Raw genomic sequence first — 25,771 nt, forward strand, 5'->3', positions numbered from 1 at the left:
TTGCCGCTGTTTGCACCCGTTCCCGCTGGTGCGAATGGCGCGAAGGGGTGCGCCGTGGTTGAACGAGGGGTGCGCCGGGCGTGTGCGGGTGCGGGGTGGTGCGGGGCGTGTGTTGTGTGTTGGTCGCACCCGTTGCCGCTGTTCGCACCCGTTGCCGCTGGTGCGAATGGCGCGAAGGGGTGCGCCGGGCGCGAAAGGGTGCGCCGGGCGCGCGAAAGGGCGTCGAACGCAAAAACGGGAGGGTGACACCCCCATATGGGTGTCACCCTCCCGTTTCGGTGGCGCTAACGACTGTGCGCGGCTAGTGCCACAAAGGGTTACTCGTCCACCACGTCGATGTGCGTGGGGTCGAGGACGCGGCGCAGGAATTCCTTGGTGCGCGGCTGGGTGGGAGCGCTGATGACGTTCTCCGCAGGCCCTTCTTCCACCACAACGCCGGCGTCCATGAACACCACGCGGTCGGCAACTTCGCGGGCGAAGCCCATCTCGTGCGTGACCACCAACATGGTCATGCCTTCCTGGGCCAGCTTGCGCATGACGGCGAGGACATCGCCCACGGTTTCGGGGTCGAGGGCAGACGTCGGCTCATCGAAGAGCATGAGCTGCGGGTCCATGGACAGTGCCCGGGCAATGGCGACGCGCTGCTGCTGGCCACCGGAGAGCTGGTCCGGGTAACGGTCTGCCAAATGGCCCAGGCCGACGCGTTCCAGGTTGCGGCGCGCGACGTCCCCGGCCTCTGACTTGGACCGCTTGAGCACCTTCATCTGGGAGATGGTGCAGTTGTCCAGGACGCTGAGGTGCGGGAAAAGGTTGAAGTGCTGGAACACCATGCCGACGCTCTGGCGCATCCGGTTGAGGTCCACATCGGGGTCAGTGGCCTCGAACTTGCCCACGTTGATGGTTCCTGCGTTGGGCTGCTCCAGCAGATTGACGCAGCGCAGGAGGGTGGACTTGCCCGAACCCGAAGGTCCGATCAAGCAAACAACCTGGCCCGGTTCGACCGTCAGCGAGATGCCTTTGAGAACTTCGTTGCTGCCGTAGGACTTGCGCAGATCCTTGATATTGACGCCGGCGGCGCGAACGGTGGCCGTGCTCCCATTGGAGTTATTCATGACTGTCCTGCCTATCGCTTGGTCCGCGCGGAGCGGCTTTCGAACTTCCGTGCCAGGAGGCTCAAGGGGATGGTGATGACCAGGTAGAAGGCACCGGCCACAAGCAGCGGCGTGAGGCCTGCGCCGAGGCTGGAGATGCCGTCGCGGCCAAACTTGGTGAGCTCGTACTGGGAGGCGGTGAGGCCCAGGACGTAGATCAGCGAGGAGTCCTTGGTGAGCAGGATGATCTCGTTGGTCAGTGGGGGAAGAACGATCTTGAACGCCTGGGGGATGACGATTGACACCATTGCCCGCCAGTGAGGCATGCCCAGCGAACGCGCGGCTTCCATCTGGCCCTTGGGCACGGCCTGGAGGCCGGCGCGCAGGGTTTCAGCGATGTAAGCGGCGGCAACCATACCCAGTGAAACCATCACGATGATGTTGACGTCCCACTGGATTCCGAAGGCCAAGGGAACACCGTAGCCGAACGCGATGAAGACCAGCAGTGCCGGAACGCCGCGGAAGAACTCGATGTAGCCCGTGGCAAGCCAGCGGTACAGCGGGAAGGAGGAAAGCTTCATCAGGGCGAGCAGGAGGCCGCCGGAGAGGCCCACCACAAAGCCCAGGAAAGTGTAGATAAGGGTGTTCTTGAGGCCCACCAGGAAGATATCCGGGAACATGGGGCCGATCTTGGCGAAGTTGAAGACGCTGGTGCCAACCGTCTTCCAGTCCACGGCAATAATCACGGCGGCCACGGCCACAACAAAGATTCCGGCCTGGACGTACAAACTGACTTTGGCTCGTTGACGTGCAGTCATTGCCATGGGGTTCTCACATTCATGTTGCGCAGGTGGGGCCCCGAAAGGACCGTTTCAACAGATCGTTTCGGGGCCCGCCTGCGTGGATCTTGGAGGAGCCGGGGCTCGGACTACTTGGTGGCTTCGCCGAACCAGGTGGTCTCGAATTTCTTCAGCGTGCCGTCGTCGGTGATGCGCTTCAGCGTGGCGTTCACGGCATCCGCCATGGCGGTGTTGCCCTTCTTGATGGAGATGCCCAGCTTCTCGCCCGTTGCGTAGTCTTCAACGCGCTTGAGGTTGGAGTCGTCCTTGATGGCGTAGCCAAGTACGGACTGGTTGCCGACGGCGGCGTCAATGGTGCCAGCCTTGAGGGCCTGGACCAGGAGGCCGGAGTCTTCGAACTGCTGGGCGTCGATTCCCTTGTCCTTGGCGTACTGGGCGCCGGTGGTGGCCTGCTGGACGCCAACCTTCTTGCCCTTTGCGCCATCGAGGTTGTCGATGCCGGAGGCGGACGTGGCCACGAGGGTCAGGTCGTCGTCCAAGTACGGGGTGGAGAAGTCCATGACGTTCTTGCGGACGTCCGTGATGGAGATCGAGGAGATGGAGACGTCGCAACCGGTCAGTGCGGTGCCGGTCTCGATTGCTTCGAAGGAGCTGTCCACTACGTTGAGTTCGGCCTTGACGTCCTTGGCGAGCTCGGCGGCGATGTCCATGTCGAAGCCAACGATCTTGCCGTCCTTCTGGAATTCGAAGGGCTCGTAGGGAACGTCCGAGCATACGGTGAGCTTGCCGGCGTTGATGAGCTTGAGGCCCGACTCAGAGGACGCGGCCGGGGTGGAGGAACCACCACAGGCGGTCAGGGCCAGTGCGCCTGCTGCGAGCACGGCGGCAATCTTGGTGCCGGACAGAACCGAACGGGAGATCTGCATGTTGTTTACCTTTTGTTGCGGTGGATGCTGAACTGAGTCGGTTTTAGTGTAGCGCCGAACGTGAGATGTGCATCACAGGAAACGAAGTTTCACTATTGGATAACAAGTTTACCCACTTATCAACCCCGCAAGCAGCGGCCCTGTCTGGAATCCCAGATTCAGCGCTTGATGCCCAGCGCTTCAAGCATCGGCCTGAATTTGGCCCACGTTTCGGCCAATTCCGCCTCGGGCTGTGAGCCCTCAACGATGCCGCAACCTGCGTACAGGCGCACCGTGTTGGCGTCTTCGATGACCGCGCCACGCAGTGCGATGCCCCATTCGCCGTTCCCCGCAGCATCGAGCCAGCCGACTGGCCCGGCGTAGGGTCCGCGATCCAGATGTTCCAGTTTGCGGATCAAAGCCCCGGCCACCAAGGTGGGCGTTCCGCAGACCGCCGCGGTGGGATGCAAAGCATTGATCAAGGCCAGGCACGTGGGCACGTGACCCTCGATGTCCGCGAGCTCAGCCTTCACATCGGAGGCCAGATGCCACACATTGGGCAGCTCAAGGATGAAGGGCTCGCTATGGGAATTCATCGCTTCGGAGAAAGGAGCCAGTTGCCGCGTCAGAGAATCAATGGCGATCTCATGTTCGTGCCGCTGCTTCTCCGAACCGGCCAGGACTCGTTCCGCATATTCCATGGGGGAGCCGTCCATACCGTCCGCATCACGGCGATCCAAGGTTCCTGCCAACACACGCGCTTGTGCGGTGCGCCCCTCCACCTGAATCAGCATTTCCGGTGTGGCACCCACCAGTCCGTCGACGCCGTAGGTCCAGCATTCGCGGTACCTTGCGGCGAGCTGACGAAGCACCTCCGCGGCGTTGACGCCCTCGGGAAGGTTGGCCACGACGTCCCGCGCCAACACGAGCTTCTCCAGCTTCCCGGCGCGGATTTCCTCCACACCGTTGGACACGGCCTGCATCCAAGCGGCCTCACTCAAGGAGCCACGGCTGAGGTGACCGGCGGAACCGTCCGCCGCAATAGCGTCCGGTGAGAGTCCGACGTCGGGCCCTCCGCTCGCTGAACCGTCGCCGTTAGGCTCGGGCTCGGTCAGCCAGCGGTCCACCGAGGCGAGAACGCTTGCCTCGGTGAGGGGGCCGTCGTCGAACGTTAGCTGGGTGGCCCAGGCGCGGCCGTCGCGGATGCCAACCACAAGCTCGGGGAGGATCAGGCGGGAAACGTGGGGGGAGGTTTTGGAGAAGGCGAACGAGCCGAAAGCCACCGGACCAGTGCCTGGAACATCCACATGATCCGTGATTTCCGCCTCAAGAATGAGGTGCCGCCACCAAATGTCGGCTTCAAGGAATCGTTCGGGGCCTGTGGTGTTGAAGCGGGTCAGTTCGCCATAGCCCACCAGGCCGGCCTCGCGGCGGGACCAGCAGAGGACGTCGTCCCGCACCAGAAACGACGGCAGCCCCCCGGAGGATGATTCGACATCGAGGGGGACTGTCAAGGTACGGAGCGTGCTCGTCATGATGGAACAACAGTACTCCCGCGCGCAGCCAGAATCTGAGCCGACTTCTACAGCGCAGCAAAGTCGGCTGAATGTCTGAGACAATTACAGGGTGAACCGAGCATCCTTGGAAAAGCGTCCGGACGAAGTTGCGACGATGTTTGATGATGTCGCCCCAAAATACGATGTCGTCAATGATGTCCTGTCCATGGGGCAGACGCGGCGTTGGCGCCGGATCGTGGTTGATGCCATGGATGTGAAGGTAGGCCAGAAGGTCCTGGACCTCGCCGCCGGAACGGGAACTTCCAGCGAACCCTACGCCGACGCGGGCGTGGACGTAGTGGCCTGCGACTTCTCCCTGGGCATGCTCAAGGTGGGCAAGCGCCGCCGCCCGGACATCGACTTCATTGCCGGTGACGCAACCAACCTGCCGTTCGCTGACAACAGCTTCGACGCTTCCACCATTTCCTTCGGCCTCCGCAACGTGGTGGAACCCCGCAAGGCCCTTGAGGAAATGCTGCGCGTCACCAAGCCCGGCGGCCGCCTGGTCATTGCCGAGTTCTCGCACCCCGTGGTTCCCCTGTGGCGCAACCTCTACACCGAGTACCTGATGCGCGCCCTCCCCGCCATCGCCACCAAGGTGTCCTCCAACCCGGACGCCTACGTGTACCTTGCCGAGTCCATCCGCGCCTGGCCGGACCAGGACCACCTGGCCCAGTGGCTCAGCGATGCCGGCTGGACGGACATCACTTACCGCAATCTCAGTGGCGGCATCGTTGCCGTGCACCGTGCGCAGAAGCCCGACGAGCACCGCGAAAGTGTTCCAGTGGCAAAGCTTCGCCGCCAGATCAAGCCGCGCCACCAGGCCGGCTGACCTCGTACTGCCTGCTTATTTAGGACGACGTGAAAGTACTGATTGTTGGCGCGGGCCCGGCAGGGTCCACCGCCGCGTATTACCTCGCCCAAGCGGGCGTCGATGTCACGGTGCTGGAAAAGACCTCTTTTCCCCGTGAAAAAGTCTGTGGCGATGGGCTTACTCCGCGCGCTGTCCGCGAAATTCAGAAGCTCGGACTGCCCCACGCTGTTTCGGAAGGGTGGAGGCGCAACAAGGGCCTTCGCCTCATTGCCGGTGGTCGCACCATCGAGCTGCCCTGGCCCGAGGTAGCCGACTTTCCCACGTACGGACTGATCCGGACCCGCCTCGGTTTCGACGAGGATCTGGCCCGTCACGCCCAGTCCGCGGGCGCCGTCGTGCTTGAACGCCACAGTGTCACCTCCGCGTTGACTGCGGACGACGGCCGCGTCATTGGCGCCCGGGCTTCCATCCTGGACGAGTCCGGGCGAAAGACGGGCGAAACGCGCGACTTCCACGCCGACGTCGTGCTCGCTGCGGACGGCAATTCGACGCGAACCGCTGTGTCGCTGGGCATGCACAAGCGCGACGACCGTCCGTTGGGCGTCGCCGTCCGTACTTACTTCACGTCGCCGCGTCACGACGACGACTGGATGGAAGGCTGGCTGGAACTTCCCGGCAAGTCCGGTAAGCCGCTGCCCGGATACGGGTGGGTGTTCGGCGTCGGTGACGGCACGTCCAATGTTGGCCTGGGCATCCTGAACTCGTCCAAGGAGTTCGGCAAGCTCGACTACAAGCAGGTCCTGCGCGAATGGACCGCCGGCATGCCTGCCGAGTGGGGATTCACGCCGGAAAACCAGGTGGGGGAGATCCGCGGCGCCGCGCTGCCCATGGGCTTCAACCGCACGCCGCACTACTCGCCCGGACTGCTCCTGCTGGGCGACGCCGGCGGCATGGTGTCCCCGTTCAACGGCGAGGGCATTTCCTACGCTATGGAATCGGCCCGGTTCGCGGCCGAGTTCCTGATTGACGCTTCGTCGCGCTCGGCTTCCGCCGGTTGGTCCACGCACGACGCCGATGCCCACCTTTCGCGGTATGCGGACTATGTTCGGGACCAGTGGGGATCGCACTTCACGCTTGGCCGTCTATTCGCTTCCTTGATTGGGAAGCCCGCCGTGATGAAACTGGCACTGCGCACGGGTATGCCCATTCCTGTCCTTATGCGTTTTGTGGTTCGAATGCTCGCGAACCTCACGGATCCGTCCGCGAAAGGCTTCGAAGACCGCGTGATCCGGGTCCTCGAGATGCTGGTTCCGGCCACCTCCAACACTTCCCCTGCCAGCGCCCTTACGCCGGTAGGCACCGACTCCGCGGTTTCCGCAACAACTAGTTAGGGTTAACCCGTGACGAACTCTGCCGAACACAGCTGGACGCATGCCGGACACGGCTTGCCGCAGACTGTTGAGCCTGCTCCCAACACCACTGCGATCGCAACGGGGCTCCAGCTGCCCGCCGGTTTTGCCGCCATTGCCGGTGATGCCGAGCTCGGCCCTGCCATCACCACCAACCTTGCCCGGGTGGAAAAGAAGCTCCGCGAAGCCATCTCCAACTCGGACCCCCTGGCTGACGCGACGTCGCGCCACCTGGTGGAAGCTGGTGGTAAGCGCATCCGTCCGCTGCTCACCCTGCTGTGCGCCCACCTTGGTGATGCTTCACGCCCCGAAGTTGTTCAGGCCGCTGTTGTAGTGGAACTGACACACCTTGCCACGCTGTACCACGACGATGTGATGGACTCCGCTCCGTTCCGCCGCGGCGCTCCCACTGCCCACGAAGTATGGGGCAACTCGGTGGCCATCCTTACCGGCGACCTCATCTTTGCCCGCGCCTCTATCCTGGTGTCAGAGCTCGGTTCCCGTGCTCTGGGTATTCAGGCGCGTACCTTCGAGCGCCTGTGCCTTGGCCAACTCCACGAAACTGTTGGACCGCGGGAAGACGAAGATCCCGTAGAGCACTACCTGTCCGTCATCGCAGACAAGACCGGCTCGCTGGTAGCAGCATCCGGTCAGTTGGGTGCGATCTTCGCCGGTGCCGACGAGTCCTACGAGGACCTGCTGGTGGAATACGGCGAGAAGGTTGGCGTGGCGTTCCAGCTTGCCGACGACGTCATCGATGTGACCGGCGTCAAGGTCAAATCCGGCAAGTCCCCGGGCACCGACCTCCGCGAAGGTGTTCCTACGCTGCCTGTCCTGCTACTCCGCCGCGATGCTGCTGCAGGGGATGCCTCCGCGATTGCTTTGCTGGAACTCGTTGACGGCGACTTGAGCTCCGACGAGGCCCTGGCTGAAGTTGTTGCCGGTCTGCGCGAACACCCCGTCACCGAGGAATCGTGGAAGATCGCCCGCCAGTGGTCCGCCGAGGCCGTTGCGGCTCTGGAGCCGCTGCCCGAGGGCGTTGTGAAGGCGTCCCTGACCAACTTCGCCCACGCGGTGGTAGACCGCAGCAGCTAGTTTTCTCTTTGCTGTGCCGCAGGCGTCCGGCCCTTGAGGGGCTGGGCGCCTGTTTTTGTTGGCTACTCGTGCACCGCTGCTACCTACTTTGGGTGGAATGGGGACTGCATGGCCCTCGTTTTACGGCGTGTCCGGCTTTCTTGGCTTCAAAGTGGGTGGTGGCCGCACAGCCGTTTCGGCGCCACCCTGGTTTAAAAAGGAATGGCCCCGGTTCGTTGCAACGTTACGAGTCATACGCTGCACCGAACCGGGACCACAATCTCCGTTCGCATCAGACCCACCGGAGGCATTTAGTGGATCCGTGAAAAGCTTATGACAATCCTGTCATATATGCAACTTTCCACGTCAATGGTTTTTTCGTTCACGCAGCGTGATTTACAGGACGGCGTTGGTCCTCCATCACCTACTCAGACTTTGGGAAGCCCGGGACACGCCTGCCGCAGGGTGTGTCGCTGCATTCAAGACCTCAAAGTAGGTGGTGGCGGCCCGCGGGAGTTGTCCACATAAGGAACTTCTCAACAACTGCAGGCTTTACTCGCCGCATGCTCACGAATGCAGTCAGGGACGGCCGAGTGACCCGCCTTCATCGTGGCGTCTACACGTCAAGAAGAGCGGACCCCGACGTCGTTGCCGCCTTTCGAGCCGATGGCCTACTTACCTGCGTTTCAGCAGCTCGCTTCTATCGGCTTTGGACCCTTGGCGACCCCGGCTCTCTCCATTTGAGCTGCAGTACGGGCCAAGCGAGACGTGGTGTAGTCCACCACGGAGCCTGCCTGCACCCGGCACACTCGTATCTACCAGTTGCAGGGGTAGCCGATGTCCTGATCCACTCCCTCAGGTGCCTACCGGAACTTGAAGCACTGGTCATGGTGCAGAGCGCAGTTAGCCAAGCACTCCTGTCTACGGATTTCCTGAGATCGAAGCTTCCCGGCAACCGGAATGGCAAGGTCCGCGAGATCGTGGGTTGGGTTCTCCCTCGTGCCGACTCCCTCTTGGAGGTGTTGGCCCATACACACTTCACCCGGGCAGGTCTCAGAGTCCGTATGCATGTGGACGTACCAGGTGTGGGAGAAGTGGACTGTCTGATCGAAGACTGCCTGATTGTAGAACTCGACGGCGGCACCCACCTGGAGGGGAAACAGGTCAAGAAGGACCAATACCGGAACAATGCAGGCATCCTCGGCGGAATCATGACCCTGCACTACTACTATGCAGACGTAGTGCATCACCCTCAGCGGATGGTGGACGAAGTCCTGGTGGTTCTGCGCAACCGGGAGACCGGCCGTTTCGGCCCGTTCCGATACATAGCCGGCCGACCGCCGTCGTAATCCTTCGCGAGAGGGGAACAAAAACAGCCCCTTCCCAACCCGGAATGGGTGAGAAGAGGCTGCTCGAACCTGGAAAGTTAGTCTTCGTCGTTAAATGCCCACTCGAACATGTCGAACACGAACTCGGAGAACGTGCCCTCTTCGCTCTTCCACTGGCCGCGGGCGTTGTTGCGGCGCCAGACGATGGGGTCCGGGATGCTGAGATCGGCGGTGCGGAAGCCCCACGTGAATTGCTCGTCCTCGTCTTCGAGGAACATGAGGAAGCCTTCGTCATCAACTTCGAGTTCCTCAGGGTCCCAGAAGTAGTGGTAAGCCTCCATGAGGTCCTCGCAGCCACCGATTGCAAGGTAGAACTCGCGCAGAACCAGCGGGATGGTGAAGGAGTGATCGGCCAGGGCGTCGTCCAGCTCGGCCGGCGTGAGGCCGTCTTCTTCCTGCCATTCATCCTCGAGATACTTTGGGACCAGCGCGCGGAACTTCTCGAGGAACATGTCAGTCATGCTCTTATCCTAGCTAATCCCGGGCACCCGAAATTGCGCCCCCACCTGTGCCTGCGCGATGCCATCCGCGCACAGCCAGGGGGACATACCAGCCGCGGCGCCAGGCGGTCACCCGGAAAGTGAAGACAACACCGGCAATGACACAGGCCGTAAGCCCGCTGAACAGGCCAAGGTGCCACAGCAACGTGGTCAGCCCCGCGCCCACGAAGGCGGGCAGCGCATAGATATCGCGGTTGTTGAACAGGGTGGGAATCTCGTTGGCCGTGATGTCACGGAGCAGACCGCCGCCCACTCCCGTGGTGACGCCCAACAGGATTGCGGCCACCGGGTTCATGCCCGCACTGATGGCCTTCAGGGTGCCGGTGATGCAGAACAACGCCAAGCCGCCGGCGTCGAACAGCGTCAAAAGGGATGTGAAACGCTGCACCGACGAGAAAAGGTAATAAACCAGCAGCGCAGCCAGCAACGGCGGGGCCAAGTACGCGGGGTTGGTGAAAGCGATAGGAGGACCGGCGTTGATCACGATGTCACGGATCACGCCACCGCCCAGCGCCGCGATGGACGCGAGAAGTATGGAACCCACGAAGTCGAACTGCTTCCGGGCGGCCAACAACGAGCCCGACACTGCAAAAAAGAACACGCCGATGAGGTCAAGCCAAAGAAGAACAATGTCAAAGGAAATCAAGTGGACTGGTTCTTTCTTAACGTGCTTAACAACAGGTGCTGGCTCAACGTTACGCTAGCTCCCATGAACAGCCCTGTTTTGATCGCTTGCGCCCACGGAACCCGCAATGCCGAAGGCCAAGCTGCCATCCGCCGTGTGATGGCAGAAATTGAGACCCTCCGCCCCGGCTTGCGCGTGGTTGAGGCGTACGTTGACGTGCAGGAACCGGAGCTGGGCGGAGTGGTGGAGGGCCTGCCGGAGGGGACTGCCGCCGTCGTCGTGCCGCTTTTGCTCTCTACCGGCTTCCACATCAAGGTGGACGTGCCCAAAGCGATCAAGACCCGGCCCGAGGTAGTGGCCGCAAGGCCGTTGGGCCCTGACCCGCGGCTGGCTGAGCTGTTGGCCACGCATTTGCGGGCGGCTGGACTGACCGAGAACGACGGCGTGCTGCTGGCTGCCGCTGGATCCTCGCTTCCGGACGGCTCGGTGGATTCAGAAGAGCAGGCGCGACTCCTCGCCGAGCTGCTGCCGAACAAGGTGCGCGTCGCCTATGGCGCCAGTGCCCAGCCAACAGTGCCCGACGGCGTCGCCTCCTTGCGTGCCGAACTCGCCGAAGACGGTGGGACAGGCAGGGTTTTCATTGCCTCCTACCTGCTGGCAACCGGCTATTTCCACGACCAGTTGGCCAAAGCGGGCGCGGACATTGTGGCTGCACCGCTTTTGCCGTCTCCTGTGTTGGCGGAGATCGCGCTGGAACGGTACGACGCAGTGTTGGCTAGCCGCTGACCACAGCGGTTAGGCATCCTCCGGGGTCCAAGTGGCCTTCTTGACTTCTTCGCGGAACCAGTCGGGGATGTGCTCCTCGTCGCGGGGGAAGAGGTATAGCTCTTGGGCGTACGTGTCGTTGACCGGTTCGCCGAGTTCCCAAACGGGCTTTTCTGTGTAGTTATAGTCGGCTTCCCAGCCATTTCCGGCTGGCGTGACGGTCAGGGTCATGGAAAGCCAAGAGCCCTTGCCAGGCTTGTACATTGCTTCTCGAAGATCGTCGACTGTGAATGCGACTTCTTTGACGATGCTCCTACGATCGATCACGGCTCCCTGATGGAAGATCTTGGTGATGGAGCTGCCCAGCCCACCTATTTGATTGTGGACATATACCAGTGAATCCCAGGACACATCTGTCGGACGAATAGACCACATCGTCTCGGCAATGGTTCTCTCGAGTTCTCGAGTCGATTCGAAAGTGTCCTGTGAAGTGGTTCCTTGCGTCATTCTGGAAGCCCTAGTCGGAATCCGGGGTCCAGGTGGCACCCTTCATTTCTTCTTTGAACCAGTCAGGGATGTGTTCCTCGTCGCGGGGGAAGAGGTACAGCTCCTGGGCAAAAGTGTCGTTGACGGGATCACCTAGCTCCCAGAGGGGCTTCTCCGTGTAGTTGTAACTGGCTTCCCAGCCATCGCCGGCTGGCGTGATGCTCAGAGTCATAGAAAACCAGGTGCCTTTGCCTGGCCTGTACATCAACTCCCGTAGCGTCCGCGCCGCGATGACAACGCTCTTGTCGATGTGCTTGCGCTTTATCTCGGCGCCATCCAAGTAGGCCTTAGCGATGGCACTTGCTGTTCCGCCTACTTCTGAGCGGACGTATGCGAAGGTGTCCCACTCAATGTCCAAAGGCCGTGCCGTCCAAAGTCCTTCCGCAATGGTTCTCTCGAGTGCTCGAGTTGTTTCGAAATCTTTTTGGCTCTCTCTCCCTGCCGTCATGATCGCTTCTTTCCTATCAGGTTGGGGAATTCCCTGCTTATCAGGCCTTCCCCGTTTTCCCATGCATTGACTTCAAACAGTGAGGGAGTCTTCAGTCCCGGTGTGCGAATAATGTCTATTTCCAAATCGATCTTAGGCGGCGGTACTTCGAGCAACTTGTCGCGGAGCTGCATCTCTATCCTGTAGAAGTTCTTCCGGTTAACGGAGCTTCGGTTCAGTTCCTTTAGCATGCCAACGGTGTTGATGCGTTCGCCGATTCCGTCGAAGAGTCGCGCGATGAGGTGGCCGCCGTCGTAGCCGGGTGGAACGACGTCGGGATCCCAGTCGCCTAGCTCGGCCATTGATTCCCTGCCGACCTGTCCTTGGATGTATGGGGACCTTTGGCCGTCCCCGAGTTCGAGCCCCTCCACCTTGACGTGTTCCGTATGTCCTTCTCCATTGGTCTTGAACGTCACGTCACCTTTGAGGCCCTCCACCTTGTACGTCATGTCCGGCAGCGGGTTGTTCAGGTCAGGGTTCAGTTTGTCCTTGACCTTGGTGATGACAGCTTCTTTGATGGTCCCGTTCGCATCCGTAATGAAGGTACCGCGGCCGGGCACCCGGTATTCGGTGTTGGGTGCGAAGCCTTCGGTGACTTTGGTCCAGGGAGTCCTGGGTCCGGGAACCATGGAATCGGGGACACGAACCACTTGCTGCACTGCAGGGTTCGAGGCATCGTGGAGCGGCGAAGGTTTGAGTTGGGCGATGACTTCGTGATGCTCCGCGGCTCTGCCGAGGGTGCCCATCGCCGGGGGACGGTAGGCGGCCTGGTCCAGGCGGTCGATGCCGTGAAGAACCTCCTCTGCCAGACCGCCCAAAGGACCACGGCCCACCCCGGAGATGCCATCCGCTACACGGATTGCGCCAGCACCGTCGTCGAGGTGGTTGAGGAGGTTCGCGGATCCCTGCAACGGTGGTTTGATCAGGCTCTCCCAGGTGACAACCTTGACCGTAGTCATCACGTCAGTGATTTTTGCTACCGTCACTGAACGGAGTTCTCCTACTTTGGCAAGGCCTGGCAGTGTGCCGGGCAGACTTGCTAGGTTACCCGCACTGGCGAGACGCAGACCCAGTCGTTCAGCGAGGGATCCGGCTTTCAGGACGCCAGCCGTACCGAAGGAGACAACGAAGGCGCCAACATCCGCTGAGTTGCGGGTCAGGGCATATTCCCATTCGCCCTTTGACCATGCGTCCGCCTGGAATAAGTCCGGAAGGACCTTTCCCAACTGCTCAGCCGCAGCGTCCTGCTCCTCCTGCTTCCCTGTGATTGCCCGGTCCAGCCAGATGCCAGGGGCTACAAACATGCCCACGTTCCAGAGCATGCTGCCCACACCACTCCAGGCGTCACCGAAATTTTGGGTGGTGAGGCCCAATTCCTTAATCTCGGGTTTCCACGCCAGCGACAACGGAGTCAATGAGTAGGCGCCGCCCACCAACTCCCACCCCGAGTCCAACAGGCCCTGCCCAGCACCCATCAAGCCCCGAAGTCTGGCCCGATCCACGGGTGCGCCCCAGGGGAGATCACCTTGTGCGCCCAATGCATCCAAAGTCCCGGCATCAACAGCATGAACATTGGATCCATCCGGCTTCGCCTGCGAATCGTTGATGTTCACATAATGTGTTCCGCCGTACTGGGCCGTAATTTTATTAGCACAGTCCTGCTCGGCTTCCATCAACCGAGCCTTGATGTTGTTAAGTTCAGCGAGCAGCCGGTTCTGCTCACTAACGAGCTCAGGAGCGGTGGCCCACTCGTCGCCCTTGAGCTCAATGCGTGAACTGAGGTTTCCGGAATCGCTCCTCAGGGCGTCGCTTCTCGTTTTGATGTCGCGGCAAGCGGAAGCGAAAACCGACAGGGCAGAAGCGACCATTGAAACGCCGCTATTGAGATCATCCGCCATGGTGGTAACTGGGGAAAAGGCCGCCAGAAGCTGTGGCTTCTCGGGTGTATCGAATGTCCCGGCCAAGGCGTTCCAGCCCGAGGCAGTGACCTGAACTGATGCCTCATACTTCGCCCCGGCAGTTGAAAGGGCAGCAGCTTGTGCGTCCAAAGCTTCCGGGTTGGGTATCACGGGCAACGCTGTGAGGTCGAGGCCCGGGACCCCACCCCTGGTGCTACACAAATCTCGTTGAAGGTAGTCATGTTGTCCCTTTAGCCAAGCTCCGCCGGGCGGTGACCTGCCCGCAGTGGCATGGCGCCGCCGTCGGACGCGCTGTTACCGGACGCGCTGTTGCCGGCCGCGATGGCCGAGGCCTGGGCCTGCTGCGCCATGACGCCGTCTGCCTGAACGTACGCCATGAGGGCGTCGTTGGTTCCTTGGACGATTGCTGCGGACCTGCCGGCAATGAACTTGACCTTGAGTGCCAGTGACTGCTCTACGAATTTGAGCGCCTGAGCTACGAGACCGGTGCCGAGTGTGGCCCCAGCATCGGAAATGGCGGTCCCCACTGCCCTAGCCGCTTCGTTCTGCGCGTCGATATTAGAAGCCGCCGTGGTGAGCACAGCGTGGGTGCCTGCGGTGTCAATATTCCAGTTGAGCGTCATCGTTCCCCCAAATAGCGTCCTCGGACTCGGCCGGTACCTCAATGACGCTACAACGATTGGACGAATCCGTCTTGTCACACGTTCAATCCCACAGAGGAGCGTCACGAAAGGGGCCACAAAGCCACAATAAGAACCTGCACAAGAAGCCCGCTGCAACAAGGCCGATGAAGCCTTCGTGACGAAATGTTTCCCTAGGTGACTTCGCGTTTCCGGACCTTTGCTGGCGAAAACTGGCCAGACCTACAGTCGATGTATGACAGATACAGCTGTAGCCGGTGCGTCGGCTGAGACCACCAAGCGTCCGGCACGCACCCGCCCTGCCGCCAAGCCCCACGGCCAGTGGAAGGTTGACGGCACCGCGCCCCTCAATGCCAACGAGACCTGGAAACAGGAAGACAACGGGCTGAACGTCCGTGAGCGGATTGAGTCTGTCTACTCCAAAGAGGGCTTCGATTCGATCGACGGCACAGACCTTCATGGCCGCTTCCGGTGGTGGGGTCTCTACACCCAGCGCAAGCCCGGGATCGACGGCGGCAAGACCGCAACGCTTGAACCGCACGAGCTCGAAGACAAGTACTTCATGCTGCGTGTGCGCATCGACGGCGGTGCGCTGACCACCGAGCAGCTTCGCGTTATTGGCCAGATCTCCGTGGACTTCGCCCGCGGCTCGGCCGACCTCACGGACCGCCAGAACATCCAGCTGCACTGGATCCGTGTTGAGGACGTGCCGGAAATCTGGCGCCGCCTCGAAGGCATCGGACTGTCTACTACTGAGGCTTGCGGCGACGTTCCCCGCGTCATCCTCGGATCCCCGGTCGCGGGCATCGCCAAGGACGAGATCATCGATCCCACGCCGCTGATCCACGAGCTGGCCGAGCGTTTCATCGGCGACCCCGAGCTGGCTAACCTGCCGCGCAAATACAAGACCGCCATCACGGGCCACCCGTCCCAGGACGTGGTGCACGAGATCAACGACTTCGCCTTGGTTGGCGTCGTCCACCCCGAACTCGGCGCGGGCTACGACCTCTGGGTTGGCGGCGGCCTGTCCACCAACCCCCGCTTGGCCGAACGCCTGGGTGTGTTCGTCTCCGCTGACGTTGCCGCTGAAGTATGGCTGGGCGTCACCAGCATCTTCCGCGACTACGGTTACCGCCGTATGCGCACCAAGGCCCGCCTGAAGTTCCTCATGAACGATTGGGGTCCTGCCAAGTTCCGCCAGATCCTTGAAGACGAATACCTCGGATTCAAGCTTCCCGATGGCCCTGCAGCTCCCAAGCCCACGGCTCCCGGTGACCACATCGGCGTTCATGAGCAGAAGGACGGCAAGTTCTTCATCGGCGTGACCCCGACTGTGGGTCGCACCTCCGGCGAGGCACTGGTTACGCTGGCTGACACGCTGGAGAAGCACGGAAGCTACCGCCTCCGTACCACTCCTCACCAGAAGCTGGTCATCCTGGACGTGGCCAAGGAGCAGGTGGAGCCGCTCATCGCCGAACTGGATACCTTGGGCCTCTCGGCTCGTCCGTCCGTGTTCCGCCGCGGCACCATCGCCTGCACGGGCATCGAGTTCTGCAAGTTGGCCATCGTGGAAACCAAGGTCACGGCGGCTACGGCCATCGCTGAGCTGGAGCGCCGCTTGGCCGACCTCGTGGAGACCAAGCAGCTGCCGTCGGCACTGTCCCTCCACATCAACGGTTGCCCGAACTCCTGCGCACGTATCCAGACGGCTGATATCGGCCTGAAGGGCATGATACTGCCAACGCCCGACGGCGATCCCACCCCGGGTTTCCAGGTCCACCTCGGTGGCGGGCTGGCTAACAACGAGCGCGAGGAAGCCGGTTTGGGACGCACCGTCCGCGGCCTCAAAGTCACGGTGGAAGACCTGCCCGATTATGTGGAGCGCGTGGTCCGGAAGTTCGTCGCCGTGGGCGCAGAGGGCCAGACCTTTGCAGAGTGGGCACACTCGGCAGATGAAGGAGATCTCCAATGACAGATCCCGTCACCATTACCAACCTCGCCAGCGCAGCAGCCCGTCCGTTGCTGCGCTCCCATGAAGAGCTCAAGGCCTTAGCTGAATCAGGTGCTGCTGAGCTGGGCTGGAACGCGCCGGCTCGGGACGTCATCGCCTGGGTGGCCCGCAACTTCGAACTGCCCACGGTGACAGTCGCCTGCTCCATGGCCGATGCCGTCCTGCCGGCTTTGGTCGCGGACCAGCTTCCCGGCGTCGACGTCTTGTTCCTGGAAACCGGCTACCACTTCAAGGAAACGCACCAGACCCGCGACGAAGTTGCGGCCAACCTGCGCGTCAACGTGGTGGACGTCCTTCCGGAAAGCACCGTGGAACAGCAGGACCGCCTTCTGGGCAAGGACCTGTTCGCCCGGGACCCCGCCCAGTGCTGCGCGCTGCGCAAGGTTCAGCCGCTGCGCCGCTCGCTTGCCGGCTACGAGGTGTGGTTCACCGGTGTCCGACGCGATGAAGCCCCCACCCGCACGAATACTCCCGTGGTCACCTGGGATGAAGGCTTCGGCCTGGTCAAGGTGAACCCGATGGTCGACTGGACCTTCGATCAGCTGATCGAGTACTCCGAGGACAACATCCTTCCCGTCAACCCCCTCCTGAGCCAGGGCTACCCCTCCATCGGCTGCCAGCCCTGCACCCGCAAAGTGGCCCCGGGTGAAGACCCCCGCGCCGGCCGCTGGGCAGGATCCGACAAGACAGAATGCGGACTACACACATGAGCACGTACACAACAGAGGAGTCCACGGTGGAAGTTGCAGCGGCAGTTGACGCCCCCTCAGCCGAGCGCCTCTCCAGCTTGGACACCCTCGAGTCCGAAGCCATTCACATCATCCGCGAGGTTGTTGCCGAGTTCGAGAAGCCCGCGCTGCTGTTCTCCGGCGGCAAGGATTCCGTGGTCATGCTGCACCTGGCCACCAAGGCGTTCTGGCCGGGCAAGGTTCCCTTCCCCGTCCTTCACGTGGACACGGGCCACAACTTCCCGGAGGTCATCGACTTCCGCGACCGCACCGTTGAGCGCCTGGGCCTGAAGTTGGTTGTTGGCTCCGTGCAGGAGTTCATCGACCGCGGCGAGCTTGCCGAGCGCGCCGACGGCACTCGCAACCCGCTGCAGACCGTTCCGCTGTTGGACGCCATCCAGCGCAACAAGTTCGACGCCGTGTTCGGCGGCGGCCGCCGTGACGAGGATAAGGCCCGTGCCAAGGAGCGCATCCTCAGCCTCCGCGACGAGTTCGGCCAGTGGGACCCGCGCAACCAGCGCCCCGAACTGTGGAACCTGTACAACGGCCGCCACACGGTGGGCCAGCACGTCCGCGCGTTCCCCATCAGCAACTGGACCGAGCTGGACATCTGGCGCTACATCGAGCGTGAGAACATCGAGCTCCCCAGCCTCTACTACGCTCACGAGCGCGAAGTTTTCGCCCGCGACGGCATGTGGCGTGCTGTGGGCGAGGTTTCCCAGCCGCTGCCCAACGAGGATGTCATCACCAAGCTGGTGCGCTACCGCACGGTGGGAGACATGTCCTGCACAGGTGCCGTCGAGTCAGACGCCCGCACTGTGGCCGACGTCGTTGTTGAAGTCGCTGCCTCCACCCTGACCGAACGTGGCGCCACCCGAGCAGATGACCGCATCTCCGAGGCAGCCATGGAAGACCGCAAGAAGGACGGCTACTTCTAAATGAGCACCGAAACATTGGCTGCCGGGCTGGAGACAGCCCTGCCCACAACCCTCTTCCGTTTCGCGACTGCCGGCTCGGTGGACGACGGCAAGTCCACTTTGGTGGGCCGCCTCCTTCACGATTCCAAGGCTATTCTTGCTGACACGCTCGACGCCGTTGCCCGCACCTCTGCGGACCGCGGCTTCGGCGGGGAAAAGGGCGGGATTGACCTGGCCCTCCTGACCGACGGCCTGCGTGCCGAGCGCGAGCAGGGCATCACCATCGATGTCGCCTACCGCTATTTCGCTACGGACCGCCGCAGCTTCATTCTGGCGGACTGCCCCGGCCACGTTCAGTACACCAAGAACACGGTGACCGGCGCGTCCACTGCGGATGCCGTCGTCGTACTCATTGACGCCCGTAAGGGTGTGCTGGAGCAGACCCGCCGGCACCTGTCCGTGCTGCAGTTGCTGCGTGTGGCCCACGTCATCGTGGCGGTGAACAAGATCGACCTGGTGGACTTCAGCGAGCAGGTGTTCCGCGACATCGAAACTGATGTTCAGAAGGTTGCCCGCGAGCTCGGCCTGGGTTCCGATGGCGTTGCTGATCTGCTGGTGGTTCCCGTTTCGGCGCTCGACGGCGACAACGTTGTGGATCGCTCCGAGCGCACCCCTTGGTACACCGGTCCTGCACTGCTGGAGGTCCTCGAAACCCTCCCTGCCGCTGATGAGCTTGAGGCAGAACTGGAAAGCTTCCGCTTCCCGGTCCAGCTGGTCATCCGGCCGCAGGGCGCCCTTGCTCCGGATGCTGTTGCTGCCGGGCTCGATGTAGAGGCGTACCGCGATTACCGTGCCTACGCCGGCCAAATCACCGAGGGCTCCGTGAAGCTCGGCGACGAAGTATCCGTCATCAGCCCAGGTCACGAGCCGCGCACCACCACGGTTGTTGGCATCGACTTTGCCGGCCAGTCGCTGGAAGAGGCCGCTGCCCCGCAATCGGTGGCTGTCCGTTTGGCCGACGAGATCGACATCGCCCGCGGCGACACCATCGCTGCAGCCGGGACGGTCCGCGAAAGCACCGCTGACCTGTACGCATCGCTGGCATGGCTCTCGCCGAAGCCGCTCCGCGAAGGCCAGAAGGTCCTGGTGAAGCACGGAACGCGCACCGTTCAGGCGCTGGTCCGGAACGTCACCGGCAAGCTGGACCTGGCTACGTTCAACGTGGAGCCGGCTTCCAACCTGGAGCTCAACGACATCGGACACGCGCAGCTTCGCTTGTCCGCTCCGTTGCCGCTGGAGAACTACCTTCACCACCGGCGCACAGGCGCCTTCCTGGTGATCGACCCCATCGACGGCAACACCCTTGCCGCTGGTTTGGTGAAGGACCACCCGGGCGACCACGAAGACGAACGTTACGTCATCTAGGGTCACACGTAGTCACAAAACCGCAGCTTGTTCGCGACTCCTAACGTTGTACGGCGGGATCAGCGAGCAAGCTGCGGTTTTCTTTTTGGGGAAGGACCCATGCCACAGAACACCACGCTCAGCACCCATCTGGCTACCGGCAAGGACCTGGTTTTGGACGGCGCACTTGCCACGGAACTGGAGGCCCACGGTTGCGATCTTGAGGATCCGTTGTGGTCGGCCAAGGTCCTGCTGGAGCAGCCGCACCTGATCAAACAGGTCCACAGGGACTACTTCGACGCCGGTGCCTCCGTTGCCATCACAGCCAGCTACCAGGCGACTCCGCAGGGTTTCGCACGGCGTGGGCTGGGCGCTGAAGAGTCGCTGGAGTTGGTGGCGTTGAGTGTCCGCTTGGCCGATGAAGCGCGCCGGGAAGCTTTGGCAGATGGCACCGCGAATGGGCCGCTTTTGGTGGCCGGATCCGTTGGCCCATACGGCGCTTACCTCGCTGACGGTTCAGAGTACCGCGGTGATTACACGCTTTCTGCCGCGGAATTCAGGGACTTCCACCGGCCTCGCATTGCTGCGCTGGTGGAAGCCGGCGCGGATTTCCTGGCATGTGAGACGCTGCCGTCATACGCCGAAGCGGAGGCGCTGGTGGCGCTCGTAGCGGAGTTCGACGTCGAATCCTGGTTTACGTTTACGCTGCGGGACAGCGGCCACATCAGCGACGGAACACCGATCGGCGACGTGGCTGTGCTGCTCAGCGCGGAACCGCGCGTGACCGCCGTCGGCGTTAACTGTGTGCCGCTGGAGCTCGTAACGGACGCGCTCGGCACTCTGCAGCGCTTCTCGAACAAGCCACTGGTCGCGTATCCGAATTCGGGGGAGAGCTACGATGCCGTGACCAAGACGTGGGCTCCATCGGCGGGCGTTCAGGGCAGTGGAACCTTGGCGGGCAACGCCCCGGATTGGCAGGATCGCGGCGCCCGTCTCATAGGTGGCTGCTGCCGCACAACTCCGCGCGACATTGAAGGCCTGGCAGCGAATATGACGCCACGTGAACCTGCGTGAACCTTGGTTTCTGCGGGATTGAAGCGGAAATATGACAGTCCCTACTGTGAATGCATGACCTCTCCGGAATGGTCCTTGCTTGCCCTCGACGGGCGATGTCACGGGGCCTGATCTTCGCCCCAACTCGCATCCAACATCTCCTTAGGACCCCCTCATGTCGAACACCCCCGAGTCACACAAACCTGATTCCGGTACCACTCGCATTGTCGCCGGTGAGACCGCACCCAAGCCCAAGCGCCGCCGCACCCTGGAAATCGGCTTGGCAGTCGGCCTGGTGCTGCTGATCGGTGCAGGCGCCGCAGTCGCTTCCGCTGTTTCGCAGAACAACCAAGCTGCACCGGCTCCCACCACCACGCCCGCGGCTGAGCTCAAGCTCGGCTACTTCAGCAACGTCACCCACGGCCCGGCGCTGGTAGGCACCAGTAAGGGCCTGATCGCCAAGGAACTGGGCGACACCAAGCTCAGCACCCAGGTCTTCAACGCTGGCCCCGCCGCGATCGAAGCCCTGAACGCCGGCGCCATCGACGCCACGTACATTGGCCCGAACCCGGCCATCAACTCCTTCGTCAAGAGCAAGGGCGAGTCCATCAGCATCATCGCCGGCGCAGCATCGGGCGGCGCCCAGCTGGTGGTCAAGCCGGAGATCAACTCCGCGGCCGACCTCAAGGGCAAGATCCTCAGCTCCCCGCAGCTTGGCGGAACCCAGGACGTGGCCCTCCGCGCTTGGTTGGGCGACCAAGGATTCAAGACCAACACCGATGGCAGCGGCGATGTGAACATCAACCCCACCGAAAACGCCCAGTCGCTGAAGCTCTTCCAGGACGGAAAGCTCGACGGCGCGTGGTTGCCTGAGCCTTGGGCCTCCCGCCTGGTGCTCGAAGCCGGGGCGAAGGTCCTGGTTGATGAGAAGGACTTGTGGGAGAACGGTGACTTCACCACCACCATCCTGATCGTGAACAAGAAGTTCGCCGCCGAACACCCCGAGACCGTAAAGGCTCTTCTGAAGGGTCACGTTGAATCCGTGAACTGGCTCAACTCGGCTTCTGCTGAGGAGAAGGCAACCACCATCAACGCGGTTCTCAAGGACACGGCAGGCAAGCCGCTGCCGGCCAACGTGATTGAACGCGCTCTGCAGAACATCAAGTTCACCACCGACCCGCTGGCCGGAACGTACAACAAGCTGCTGGAAGACGGTGTGAAAGCCGGAACCACCCAGCAGGCTGACATCAACGGCATCTTCGATCTCCGCACCTTGAACGAGGTTGAAGGCAAGAAGACCTCAGCTGCAGGTCTTGGCCAAGACTAAGCAGTAACGGGCTGGTCCGCTTCCCCTCTTCTTCATGGGGGAGCGGGCCGGCCTTTGGCCACATCAGCTCTACCAATCAACACGAAGGACGGGACCATGCCAGTCGTACTCGAGAACCTGGGCAAGCGCTTCGGCGATGGCGCCCCGGTGCTGGACGACGTCAACGCCACCATCGCTCAAGGCGAATTCGTCGCCCTCCTCGGTGCGTCCGGCTGCGGTAAGTCCACCCTGCTGAACATCATGGCGGGACTGGAACCGCCGACGTCGGGCGCTCTTGAAGTGCCCAGCGACGGCGCAGCCTTCATGTTCCAGGACGCGGCCCTGTTCCCTTGGCTGACGGCGCGGGGCAACATCGAGTTGGCTTTGCAGCTGGCGGACAAGTCCAGCACCAAGGCGAGCCGGCGTGCCCGCGCAACCGAACTGCTGGAACTGGTGCACTTGGGCGGCGCGGGGGACAAGCGTCCCCACGAGCTGTCAGGCGGCATGCGGCAACGCGTGGCTTTGGCCCGTTCCTTGGCACAGGACCGGCAACTGCTGTTGATGGACGAGCCGTTCGCCGCCCTCGACGCCATCACCCGCGACCTCCTCCACGACGAGCTTGAGCGGATCTGGAAGGAAACCGGCCGGACCATCGTGTTCGTTACCCACAACGTGCGCGAGGCCGTCCGTCTCGGCCAGCGGGTGTTGCTGCTGTCCTCGCGTCCCGGCCGCGTTGTGGCCGAATGGGACGTCACCGAGGAGCATCGCACTGATCCGGGACGTGCTGGGGAGCTCACCGGAACCATCACGCGCCGCCTTCGCGAGGAGATCCGCCGCCATGCCAAGTAACCCCATCACCACCGAAGAGCGGACCCTTCCCGTGACAGATTCCAAAGAGCACATCACCTCGCCGTCGCTGAAGGGCAACGCCTCGGAACTACGCGACCTCGAAGCCGGCCTGGACAACCTCCAGTCGGATAGCGGGCGCAAGGCCGGCATCGAATGGAAGCGGGTGCTGCTGCCCGTTGCCGCCCTGGTGGTCCTCATCCTGGCGTGGCAGTTCTACGTTTCGCTCGAATTCAAGCGGCGCGACCTCGTTCCCGGACCCTTGGACGTCCTCACCCAGTTCGTCACGATGTGGGGCGAAGGTAAAGTCCAGGAAGCAGTGTGGACGTCTCTGCAGCGTGGTGTGATCGGCTTCCTGATTTCGGTGGTCATCGCGACGCCTGTAGGGCTGATCCTGGCTCAGGTGGCTCCTTTGCGCCGTGCGTTCGGGCCGCTGATTTCCGGTTTGCAGGTTCTACCGTCTGTGGCTTGGGTTCCTGCTGCGATCATCTGGTTCGGCCTCACCGACGCCACCGTATACTTCGTTGTTTTCATGGGCGCCATCCCGTCCATCATCAACGGGCTCATCTCCGGTGTGGACCAGATCCCGCCGCAGTACCGCAGCGTGGGCACGGTCCTTGGGGCCAACCGTCTCCAGATGGCGCTGCAGATTGTCCTGCCGGCCGCACTTCCCGGTTACATCGGCGGTCTGAAGCAGGGCTGGGCTTTCTCTTGGCGATCCCTCATGGCCGCTGAAATCATCGCGGTGGGCGGCACCATCGGCTTTGGGCTGGGCTCGTTGTTGGATCAAGGCCGACTCTTGTCCGACATGACCATTGTGATGTCCGCGATCCTTCTGATCCTGTTCGTGGGAATCTTGATCGAGCTCCTGGTGTTCGGACCGATCGAAAAGCGCTTGCTGCAGCGCCGGGGTTTGCTGGCGGGCAGCAGCCGCTAGACCTTGGCGGGTTCCACCCCTTCGCGCCACCAGCACTCCTTCGCGCCGGGCGCACCCTTTCGGCGTCGGGTCCGCGTGCTTTCGCGCCGTTTGCACCAGTGGTTACAGGTGCGCTTGGCGGAACCCGTAGCGAGCGGCATGGGGCGCGACTCAAACGTCCGACGGCGACCTCCCGCCGTCGAGCCTTTTCTTACCGAGGTCTGGTGCTCCTGAGGGCGGGCTGTTACTTTTCGGAGAGCCTTCAATTGGGGGAGGCGGTTTTAGGGTTCATGTGAGAGGCGGCCTGATGCTCGTGTCCCGGAGGCTCCTGGTAACAAGCGCAGCAGTTGGCCTCATGGCGGTCTCCGCGTGCGGGAGTCCGTCCGCGAAACCGGATCCCGAATCCGTGGCCTCCATACAGGCCGTCATCGAGCAAGCCATCGATCGTAGGAATCATCAGATTGTTTCCGGGCTGGCGCCAAGCACCGACGAGATTGACCACTACTTCGCCCCGTCTGCCGTGGCTGCAACGGAACAGGAATATCTGAAGCTTCGCAGGAAGGCCGAAGACCTTCTTCGCCATGGGGTTGCCTTCACGGACAGCAGATCGGAAGTAACCATCACGGAGTTGACGCTCGTTGATGGTGGGGCGCACGCCATCGCGTCGGAGCTGACTCATTTGTCGCATGCACCTGTGGCTGGGGTGACGGGACCTGACGAGGGTTACGTCTACGAGCAGAAGTTTGAGTTAGTGAGGGTGGGAAGCGAGTGGAGAATCGAGAGCGCGGGACCAACCAACCCGGAGCCAATGCCTCCCACCACAGTCGTTGATCCACGAAGTGAAGCAGCAGCGGGCGAGGCCCACGCGAAGTAGCGCACCCTTTCGGCGTCGGGTCCGCGTGCTTTCGCGCCGTTCGCACCAGTGGTTACGGGGGCGTTTGGCGGGAAACGCTGCGAGTCACGCAAACGCAACGCAAAAGCCCGACGGCGACCTCCCGCCGTCGGGCTTTTGCGTCACGGTACCGCGGCGCTAGAGACCGGCCAGGAGGTCCTTCATTTCCTGGATCTCCTGCTCCTGTGAGGTCACGATGTCCTTGCTGAGCTGGACGGCGTCGGGGTTCTTGCCTTGGCTTGTCTCGGTCTTGGCCATGGTGACGGCGCCTTCATGGTGGGCGATCATTTGGCTCAGGAAGAGCTTGGCCGCCTCCATGCCTTGGGAGCCATCGAGTTTCAGCAGCTCGGCGTCGCTCAGCATGCCGTCCATGCTGTGACCACCGTGGCCGGACATGGTGGACGACTCGTTCCAGCTCTTGAGCCAAGCCGTCATCTTGTCTATTTCCGGTGCCTGCGCTGCTTTGATCTTTGTTGCCAGAGCGATGACAGACGCAGGGATGTCCTTCTTGGCCAGCATCGCGTCGGACATTTCCACTGCTTGGGCGTGGTGGGGAATCATCATTTGGGCGAACATTGTGTCCGCCGCATTGTGCTCGGAGGTGCTGCTGTTGGCAGACGCGGTGGTGTTGCCGTGATCCATGCCCGGCATCGAATCGGAAGCGGGATTCGAAGCACAGCTGGCCAATGCGATCAGGCCTGCAAGAGCGGCCCCTGGGACAATGAAGCGCTTTTTGTTCATCAGTGAATGGTCCTTTGCCAATTCAGGCGGCACGGTGGTCGGCCGCCAAGGGTAAGCAGATGGGCCCCGAAAACGTGGGACCAGGTATGGCGAAGTCGGGCCTGCATGCCGTTGGCCCGTTCCAATGCTTACGTCCTGCTGATGCTGAGTTGCCCGGGTGTGGGCGCGTCTGGCCGATAGGACCAGAAAGGCGGGGGTTCTTGGTGTCCCTGGGTTGCGGAGATGATGGCAACGGCGGTACCTGGAGGCGGCGCAGCCAAGGAGCCGGTTTTCAAGGAAGGGATGCAGTTGGCGTTGTCGGCTTGGACGCAGGAGCAGCTTCCAGACGTGCACCTGTCCGTTTCCGCAGGCGAAGGCCCATGGAGAAGCTGCGAAGAGGCGTGCGCGTGAGGTGATGAATCAGGGGCTACTTCCGGAGACACAGAGTCGGCCGAGTG

General features: G+C 62.2%; 25 protein-coding genes and 1 pseudogene. 15 read left to right on the forward strand and 11 right to left on the reverse strand.

What is annotated here, in order from left to right; translation table 11 throughout:
* Positions 1 to 317: 317 nt before the first annotated feature.
* From AC1RJY_RS14560 to AC1RJY_RS14575, 4 genes are all read right to left on the reverse strand, one after another.
* Positions 318 to 1,112 carry an amino acid ABC transporter ATP-binding protein gene (locus AC1RJY_RS14560; RefSeq protein WP_014922492.1) on the reverse strand — a complete coding sequence of 265 codons (795 nt, stop codon included), beginning with the start codon at positions 1,110 to 1,112 and terminating at the stop codon, positions 318 to 320.
* 11 nt (positions 1,113 to 1,123) lie between these two features.
* Complete coding sequence (locus tag AC1RJY_RS14565; protein ID WP_011775740.1) at positions 1,124 to 1,915, reverse strand: amino acid ABC transporter permease; 792 nt, start codon at positions 1,913 to 1,915, stop codon at positions 1,124 to 1,126.
* A 104-nt stretch (positions 1,916 to 2,019) separates the two neighbouring features.
* On the reverse strand, positions 2,020 to 2,817 hold the full coding sequence (locus AC1RJY_RS14570; RefSeq protein ID WP_011775739.1) for an ABC transporter substrate-binding protein: 798 nt from the start codon (positions 2,815 to 2,817) through the stop codon (positions 2,020 to 2,022).
* Positions 2,818 to 2,975: 158 nt separating this feature from the next.
* Positions 2,976 to 4,331, reverse strand: coding sequence for an isochorismate synthase (locus AC1RJY_RS14575; RefSeq protein WP_011775738.1), 1,356 nt, complete (start codon positions 4,329 to 4,331; stop codon positions 2,976 to 2,978).
* Positions 4,332 to 4,422: 91 nt separating this feature from the next.
* On the opposite strand from AC1RJY_RS14575, the gene AC1RJY_RS14580 reads away from it, so the two are divergent.
* The 5 genes and pseudogenes from AC1RJY_RS14580 (at position 4,423) to AC1RJY_RS14600 (ending at position 8,998) form a co-directional block, all read left to right on the forward strand.
* Positions 4,423 to 5,184: a demethylmenaquinone methyltransferase gene (locus tag AC1RJY_RS14580; protein ID WP_011775737.1), complete on the forward strand. Its 762-nt coding sequence runs from the start codon at positions 4,423 to 4,425 to the stop codon at positions 5,182 to 5,184.
* A gap of 29 nt (positions 5,185 to 5,213) precedes the next feature.
* Entirely contained in the window at positions 5,214 to 6,557 is a 1,344-nt protein-coding gene (locus AC1RJY_RS14585) for a geranylgeranyl reductase family protein (protein ID WP_210063477.1), read from the forward strand.
* Between the two features lie 9 nt (positions 6,558 to 6,566).
* The gene (locus AC1RJY_RS14590) at positions 6,567 to 7,670 is read left to right on the forward strand and encodes a polyprenyl synthetase family protein (protein WP_011775735.1); all 1,104 of its coding nucleotides are present in this window, start codon (positions 6,567 to 6,569) and stop codon (positions 7,668 to 7,670) included.
* 446 nt (positions 7,671 to 8,116) lie between these two features.
* Positions 8,117 to 8,260 (forward strand): annotated as a pseudogene (locus tag AC1RJY_RS14595) (hypothetical protein); the annotation flags it as partial.
* Positions 8,261 to 8,536: 276 nt separating this feature from the next.
* Positions 8,537 to 8,998 carry an endonuclease domain-containing protein gene (locus AC1RJY_RS14600; RefSeq protein WP_498602684.1) on the forward strand — a complete coding sequence of 154 codons (462 nt, stop codon included), beginning with the start codon at positions 8,537 to 8,539 and terminating at the stop codon, positions 8,996 to 8,998.
* A gap of 77 nt (positions 8,999 to 9,075) precedes the next feature.
* Here AC1RJY_RS14600 and AC1RJY_RS14605 read toward each other — a convergent pair whose 3' ends face one another.
* On the reverse strand, positions 9,076 to 9,498 hold the full coding sequence (locus AC1RJY_RS14605; protein WP_210063478.1) for a hypothetical protein: 423 nt from the start codon (positions 9,496 to 9,498) through the stop codon (positions 9,076 to 9,078).
* Positions 9,499 to 9,511: 13 nt separating this feature from the next.
* On the reverse strand, positions 9,512 to 10,183 hold the full coding sequence (locus tag AC1RJY_RS14610) for a trimeric intracellular cation channel family protein (RefSeq protein ID WP_011775732.1): 672 nt from the start codon (positions 10,181 to 10,183) through the stop codon (positions 9,512 to 9,514).
* Between AC1RJY_RS14610 and AC1RJY_RS14615 the strand changes: the two genes are divergently transcribed.
* Complete coding sequence (locus AC1RJY_RS14615) at positions 10,184 to 10,948, forward strand: sirohydrochlorin chelatase (protein WP_210063480.1); 765 nt, start codon at positions 10,184 to 10,186, stop codon at positions 10,946 to 10,948.
* A 9-nt stretch (positions 10,949 to 10,957) separates the two neighbouring features.
* Here AC1RJY_RS14615 and AC1RJY_RS14620 read toward each other — a convergent pair whose 3' ends face one another.
* From AC1RJY_RS14620 to AC1RJY_RS14635, 4 genes are all read right to left on the reverse strand, one after another.
* Complete coding sequence (locus AC1RJY_RS14620) at positions 10,958 to 11,434, reverse strand: hypothetical protein (protein WP_498602606.1); 477 nt, start codon at positions 11,432 to 11,434, stop codon at positions 10,958 to 10,960.
* A gap of 10 nt (positions 11,435 to 11,444) precedes the next feature.
* Positions 11,445 to 11,921 carry a hypothetical protein gene (locus tag AC1RJY_RS14625; RefSeq protein ID WP_043470544.1) on the reverse strand — a complete coding sequence of 159 codons (477 nt, stop codon included), beginning with the start codon at positions 11,919 to 11,921 and terminating at the stop codon, positions 11,445 to 11,447.
* Positions 11,918 to 14,029 (reverse strand): DNA/RNA non-specific endonuclease, encoded by a 2,112-nt coding sequence (locus AC1RJY_RS14630; protein ID WP_498602607.1) that lies wholly within the window; start codon positions 14,027 to 14,029, stop codon positions 11,918 to 11,920. Before AC1RJY_RS14630 ends, AC1RJY_RS14625 begins: the two co-directional genes overlap by 4 nt.
* Positions 14,030 to 14,109: 80 nt before the next feature.
* Positions 14,110 to 14,502, reverse strand: coding sequence for a DUF6507 family protein (locus AC1RJY_RS14635; RefSeq protein ID WP_498602608.1), 393 nt, complete (start codon positions 14,500 to 14,502; stop codon positions 14,110 to 14,112).
* 253 nt (positions 14,503 to 14,755) lie between these two features.
* Between AC1RJY_RS14635 and AC1RJY_RS14640 the strand changes: the two genes are divergently transcribed.
* The 9 genes from AC1RJY_RS14640 to AC1RJY_RS14680 all read left to right on the forward strand — a co-directional run bounded on the left by AC1RJY_RS14640 (position 14,756) and on the right by AC1RJY_RS14680 (position 24,575).
* Positions 14,756 to 16,492, forward strand: coding sequence for a nitrite/sulfite reductase (locus AC1RJY_RS14640; RefSeq protein ID WP_498602609.1), 1,737 nt, complete (start codon positions 14,756 to 14,758; stop codon positions 16,490 to 16,492).
* Complete coding sequence (locus AC1RJY_RS14645) at positions 16,489 to 17,241, forward strand: phosphoadenylyl-sulfate reductase (protein WP_498602610.1); 753 nt, start codon at positions 16,489 to 16,491, stop codon at positions 17,239 to 17,241. The genes AC1RJY_RS14640 and AC1RJY_RS14645 overlap by 4 nt, the downstream gene beginning before the upstream one ends.
* Positions 17,238 to 18,197 (forward strand): sulfate adenylyltransferase subunit CysD, encoded by a 960-nt coding sequence (gene cysD, locus AC1RJY_RS14650; protein WP_014922478.1) that lies wholly within the window; start codon positions 17,238 to 17,240, stop codon positions 18,195 to 18,197. Before AC1RJY_RS14645 ends, cysD begins: the two co-directional genes overlap by 4 nt.
* On the forward strand, positions 18,198 to 19,601 hold the full coding sequence (locus AC1RJY_RS14655; protein WP_011775726.1) for a sulfate adenylyltransferase subunit 1: 1,404 nt from the start codon (positions 18,198 to 18,200) through the stop codon (positions 19,599 to 19,601).
* Positions 19,602 to 19,700: 99 nt separating this feature from the next.
* Complete coding sequence (mmuM, locus tag AC1RJY_RS14660) at positions 19,701 to 20,654, forward strand: homocysteine S-methyltransferase (RefSeq protein ID WP_498602611.1); 954 nt, start codon at positions 19,701 to 19,703, stop codon at positions 20,652 to 20,654.
* A 154-nt stretch (positions 20,655 to 20,808) separates the two neighbouring features.
* Entirely contained in the window at positions 20,809 to 21,960 is a 1,152-nt protein-coding gene (locus AC1RJY_RS14665; RefSeq protein WP_498602612.1) for an ABC transporter substrate-binding protein, read from the forward strand.
* Positions 21,961 to 22,056: 96 nt separating this feature from the next.
* The gene (locus tag AC1RJY_RS14670) at positions 22,057 to 22,788 is read left to right on the forward strand and encodes an ABC transporter ATP-binding protein (RefSeq protein ID WP_014922475.1); all 732 of its coding nucleotides are present in this window, start codon (positions 22,057 to 22,059) and stop codon (positions 22,786 to 22,788) included.
* A complete protein-coding gene (locus AC1RJY_RS14675; protein WP_011775722.1) occupies positions 22,778 to 23,722 on the forward strand; it encodes an ABC transporter permease in 945 nt (314 codons plus the stop codon). Before AC1RJY_RS14670 ends, AC1RJY_RS14675 begins: the two co-directional genes overlap by 11 nt.
* Before the next feature lie 286 nt (positions 23,723 to 24,008).
* Positions 24,009 to 24,575, forward strand: coding sequence for a hypothetical protein (locus AC1RJY_RS14680; RefSeq protein WP_498602613.1), 567 nt, complete (start codon positions 24,009 to 24,011; stop codon positions 24,573 to 24,575).
* Between the two features lie 156 nt (positions 24,576 to 24,731).
* On the opposite strand, the gene AC1RJY_RS14685 is transcribed toward AC1RJY_RS14680, so the two are convergent.
* Positions 24,732 to 25,334, reverse strand: coding sequence for a DUF305 domain-containing protein (locus tag AC1RJY_RS14685; RefSeq protein ID WP_286176132.1), 603 nt, complete (start codon positions 25,332 to 25,334; stop codon positions 24,732 to 24,734).
* Between the last annotated feature and the right edge of the window lie 437 nt (positions 25,335 to 25,771).

The organism is Arthrobacter sp. GW822-FHT05G07, from assembly GCF_058799755.1.

Coding starts and splice junctions, on each gene's coding strand:
- AC1RJY_RS14560 (WP_014922492.1), bottom strand. CDS start 1,112: ATGAATAACTCCAATGGGAGCACGGCCACCGTTCGCGCCGCCGGCGTC.
- AC1RJY_RS14565 (WP_011775740.1), bottom strand. CDS start 1,915: ATGGCAATGACTGCACGTCAACGAGCCAAAGTCAGTTTGTACGTCCAG.
- AC1RJY_RS14570 (WP_011775739.1), bottom strand. CDS start 2,817: ATGCAGATCTCCCGTTCGGTTCTGTCCGGCACCAAGATTGCCGCCGTG.
- AC1RJY_RS14575 (WP_011775738.1), bottom strand. CDS start 4,331: ATGACGAGCACGCTCCGTACCTTGACAGTCCCCCTCGATGTCGAATCA.
- AC1RJY_RS14600 (WP_498602684.1), top strand. CDS start 8,537: ATGGTGCAGAGCGCAGTTAGCCAAGCACTCCTGTCTACGGATTTCCTG.
- AC1RJY_RS14605 (WP_210063478.1), bottom strand. CDS start 9,498: ATGACTGACATGTTCCTCGAGAAGTTCCGCGCGCTGGTCCCAAAGTAT.
- AC1RJY_RS14620 (WP_498602606.1), bottom strand. CDS start 11,434: ATGACGCAAGGAACCACTTCACAGGACACTTTCGAATCGACTCGAGAA.
- AC1RJY_RS14625 (WP_043470544.1), bottom strand. CDS start 11,921: ATGACGGCAGGGAGAGAGAGCCAAAAAGATTTCGAAACAACTCGAGCA.
- AC1RJY_RS14635 (WP_498602608.1), bottom strand. CDS start 14,502: ATGACGCTCAACTGGAATATTGACACCGCAGGCACCCACGCTGTGCTC.
- AC1RJY_RS14640 (WP_498602609.1), top strand. CDS start 14,756: ATGACAGATACAGCTGTAGCCGGTGCGTCGGCTGAGACCACCAAGCGT.
- AC1RJY_RS14645 (WP_498602610.1), top strand. CDS start 16,489: ATGACAGATCCCGTCACCATTACCAACCTCGCCAGCGCAGCAGCCCGT.
- cysD (WP_014922478.1), top strand. CDS start 17,238: ATGAGCACGTACACAACAGAGGAGTCCACGGTGGAAGTTGCAGCGGCA.
- AC1RJY_RS14655 (WP_011775726.1), top strand. CDS start 18,198: ATGAGCACCGAAACATTGGCTGCCGGGCTGGAGACAGCCCTGCCCACA.
- mmuM (WP_498602611.1), top strand. CDS start 19,701: ATGCCACAGAACACCACGCTCAGCACCCATCTGGCTACCGGCAAGGAC.
- AC1RJY_RS14665 (WP_498602612.1), top strand. CDS start 20,809: ATGTCGAACACCCCCGAGTCACACAAACCTGATTCCGGTACCACTCGC.
- AC1RJY_RS14670 (WP_014922475.1), top strand. CDS start 22,057: ATGCCAGTCGTACTCGAGAACCTGGGCAAGCGCTTCGGCGATGGCGCC.
- AC1RJY_RS14675 (WP_011775722.1), top strand. CDS start 22,778: ATGCCAAGTAACCCCATCACCACCGAAGAGCGGACCCTTCCCGTGACA.
- AC1RJY_RS14680 (WP_498602613.1), top strand. CDS start 24,009: ATGCTCGTGTCCCGGAGGCTCCTGGTAACAAGCGCAGCAGTTGGCCTC.
- AC1RJY_RS14685 (WP_286176132.1), bottom strand. CDS start 25,334: ATGAACAAAAAGCGCTTCATTGTCCCAGGGGCCGCTCTTGCAGGCCTG.